General features: G+C 60.8%; 2 protein-coding genes and 2 pseudogenes. 2 read left to right on the top strand and 2 right to left on the bottom strand.

Annotated elements, in window-relative coordinates; translation table 11 throughout:
• Positions 1-253: 253 nt before the first annotated feature.
• A pseudogene (locus tag NKH04_RS33015) lies at positions 254-418 on the top strand (LysR family transcriptional regulator); the annotation flags it as partial.
• Here NKH04_RS33015 and NKH04_RS33010 read toward each other — a convergent pair.
• Together NKH04_RS33010 and NKH04_RS33005 are read right to left on the bottom strand one after the other, a co-directional pair.
• A complete protein-coding gene (locus NKH04_RS33010; RefSeq protein WP_353045600.1) occupies positions 405-1,610 on the bottom strand; it encodes a beta-ketoacyl-[acyl-carrier-protein] synthase family protein in 1,206 nt (401 codons plus the stop codon). The pseudogene NKH04_RS33015 and the gene NKH04_RS33010 overlap by 14 nt on opposite strands.
• Positions 1,611-1,886 (bottom strand): acyl carrier protein, encoded by a 276-nt coding sequence (locus NKH04_RS33005; RefSeq protein ID WP_352458906.1) that lies wholly within the window; start codon positions 1,884-1,886, stop codon positions 1,611-1,613.
• Positions 1,887-2,461: 575 nt separating this feature from the next.
• Between NKH04_RS33005 and NKH04_RS33000 the strand changes: the two are divergent.
• Positions 2,462-2,563: pseudogene (locus NKH04_RS33000) on the top strand (LysR family transcriptional regulator); the annotation flags it as partial.
• Between the last annotated feature and the right edge of the window lie 119 nt (positions 2,564-2,682).

Genomic DNA, 2,682 nt, shown 5'->3' with positions numbered 1-2,682 from the left:
TCTGGAGGCCAGCACGACGGCGCGCTTCGAAGCGTCGGCCAAGACAGGCAAGGTCCGCAGGTTCAAGGAGTTCGTTGACGGCGCCCGCGGCGCGGCCGGGCCGGCAGCACTCAGGCGACTATAACGGGCGCAGAGCCGACCCTGCGGGTTCCAGACATTGTCGTGTACAGCTTCATACCCTCAAGCCGAGCCCGCAGGGCCTCGCTTACCTTTTACGGGGCGGCGGTACGTCCAAGCCGCTTCAACAGTTAAGAATTTCGCAAAGACGATACCCCCGGATCGTCGAGCTTCCGCTGCCACTTCCCGCATTCGCCGAGGCGGTCAATGACCCGCCCTTCACAATAGTTATCCGGCAAGCATCTGGATGCGAGAGATAATGTTGCCGGAGGCATCTCTCATGGCTTCTACACCTGCCTGAACGCCAGAACCGCGTTCGTGCCGCCAAAGGCGAAGGAGTTGCTCAGTGCCACGCGCACCTTGCGCTCGCGTGCCACATTGGGCGTGACGTCGAGATCGCAATCGGGGTCCAGCTCACGATAATTGGCAGTCGGCGGCACGACGCTCTCGCGGATAGCCATCACGCAGGCGATCAACTCGAGCGCGCCGGACGCGCCGAGGCAATGCGCGTGCATGGACTTGGTAGAAGAAATGGACATTGAGAAGGCGTGCTGACCGAAGACGCGCTTGATCGCCGCCGTCTCGATCTGGTCGTTGGCCTTGGTGCCGGTGCCGTGCGCGTTGAGATAGTTGACATCCTCGGCGTCCAGCCTGGCATCGGCAAGGCAGGCCCGCATTGCTGCCTCCGGCCCCTCGACAGTCGGCGCGACGATGTCGGACGCATCGGCGGAAAGGCCGGCACCGGCAATTTCGGCAAGGATGGTGGCGCCCCGAGCCAGGGCATGCTCGTAGCTTTCCAGCACCGCCATGCCGGCGCCTTCACCAAGCGACAGGCCCTGGCGATCGGCCGAGAATGGCCGGCAAGTATCGGGCGAAAGCACGCGGATCGCTTCCCATGCCTTCAGCACACCCCATATGAGCGGCGCTTCGCTGCCGCCGGCAAGCATCACGTCGGCCCGGCCGAGCCTGATCTGGTCCACCGCGCAGGCAATCGCATGGTTTGCCGAGGAACAGGCGGACGTGACGCCGAAGACCGGCCCGCGCAGACCAAGACTCATGCTGACCTGGCCGGCAGCGGCACCCGGCATCGCCTTGGGTACAGTCAAGAGAGCGGCACGCTTACCGCCCAGAAGGATGGCGCGGTAGGTTTGCTCGATCGCATCCCACCCGCAGCCGCCAACGCCCACCGTCGCACCGAAGCGATAGCTATTTCCCTCTTTGGAGGAAAGTCCGGCCTGACGCATGGCTTCGCGCGCCGCAAGCACAGCGAGCAGGCTGAAGCGGTCCATGGAGATGAGTTGCTTGCCGTCGATGTCATGCTCCGGCAGCGCCTTGATCTCGGCACCGATCCTGACCCTCAATTCATGGAGCTCGGAGTTGACGATTGGGCCGATGGCGGAGCGGCCTTCTCGCATCTCTGTCCAAATGGCGGCGGCGTTGGTCCCAAGCCCGCAAATACCGCCAATCCCAGTAATCACGACGCGCCTGTCCATTCACACCCCCTTAGCGAGCAAGCTGCGCACGGCTTCCACCATGTCCCCAACATTCTGGAGATCCGACCATGCCTCGGCCGTATTCATCTCGATCTGGATGCCGTAGGCCTGCTCCAGGTCCCAGAGAACGTCCGCCAATCCCAGTGAATCGATACCGAGCGAAGTCAGTCCCGTGGCAGCCGTTATCTCGCCGCCTGTGGCAGGCGCTATGCCGCCCTCCGACGCGGCGCGCTTCTTGATAATGGCGATTATTTCGTTGGCGAGTTGATCTGCCATCTTGTTCCTTTCCAGCTTGCGTTTTCGGCGTCGTTCAAAACCCGAGTCGCGTCGCGTTGCCAAAATTGCCCCTCATAGAGCCTGTGCGACCGACCAAGCCCAATGCCCATAGGAACCGGACGAGTTCCGGCTTCTGCGGCGTCAGCCCGATGACGAAGAAAAGTCGCCGGCCTCCCGCTTTTGCGCCAGCACATCAAGAATCTGCGTGTAAATGGATAGGAACCGTCGTCAAACGTCAGCTAAACGCTGCGACGGTGGGTGCTGTCAGCGTATTCACTCGGCACCTCATATGTAATCGAGATGTTTCATAGCTCCGGACCAGTTGCGATCAACTATTGTACCGGTCCGCCATTCGTCGGAGAGTTCGACATGATCGGAGCGCTGCCTCTCATTCCCAGTACAATCTCCACCGCATGCGACAGATTTCCTCTTTCGGGCTCTTCTCAAGGGACTCGCCACGCGATAGAGGCAGTGATCGGCGCACGTGAGGTCCTGCCAAGTCCATGCGACATTCCGGAAAATTGGTAAAATCGTTTGTTTCAATCAAATGCATCCACGCTATGGATAGCTAAGACATGCGTTTCAAAGGGCTCGATCTGAATCTTCTCGTCGTTCTCGACGCGCTGCTGAGCGAGCGCGGCCTCACGGCGGCGGCACGCCGCATCAACCTAACCAAATTCATGGGGGTTGGTGGATGTGGCGCAAGCCGTTGAAATGACGTAGGATTTGGTTGCTTAAGCCGATCCGAACCATTTCCCGGAGACCACACCCACCATGAACGATCTTGCGCTGCCGC

The sequence above is a fragment of the Mesorhizobium sp. M1365 genome (assembly GCF_040317865.1).
GTDB lineage: Bacteria > Pseudomonadota > Alphaproteobacteria > Rhizobiales > Rhizobiaceae > Mesorhizobium.
This window is presented reverse-complemented; position numbering and strand designations above follow the sequence as displayed.

Coding starts and splice junctions, on each gene's coding strand:
- NKH04_RS33010 (WP_353045600.1), bottom strand. CDS start 1,610: ATGGACAGGCGCGTCGTGATTACTGGGATTGGCGGTATTTGCGGGCTT.
- NKH04_RS33005 (WP_352458906.1), bottom strand. CDS start 1,886: ATGGCAGATCAACTCGCCAACGAAATAATCGCCATTATCAAGAAGCGC.